Annotated in this window: 1 pseudogene; it reads right to left on the bottom strand. The window is 40.1% G+C overall.

Features of this window, described 5'->3' with window-relative positions:
- Nucleotides 1-252 (bottom strand): annotated as a pseudogene (locus AAEZ18_RS19265) (cyanophycinase); the annotation flags it as partial.

Below are 252 nucleotides of genomic sequence, written 5' to 3'. Positions count from 1 at the left end.
GCGCTGGCGTTAGTGCTAACCATTGAGTGTTTATATTTGATTGTGCCAAAAGACTTTGCGCTACATCTGCCGACTCATAAGGGTCGCGGCTCGAAGCCGTAATAGCAAGCATGGTTGGTTTTGGGTTATTAACTTTTAAACTGCCCGACACAAATTGTAAAATATTATTAGTCGCAACCTCATTATTAAAATCGGTATTTACTTGCTCTTTTAAACGCTCACCGTTTTTATTAAGTAGCGGTACTTCTAGCA

It is taken from the genome of Pseudoalteromonas sp. 19-MNA-CIBAN-0066, from assembly GCF_040308705.1.
Lineage (GTDB): Bacteria > Pseudomonadota > Gammaproteobacteria > Enterobacterales > Alteromonadaceae > Pseudoalteromonas > Pseudoalteromonas nigrifaciens.
The sequence above is the reverse complement of the archived record's forward strand: the minus strand, read 5'-3'. Positions and strand labels throughout refer to the sequence as shown.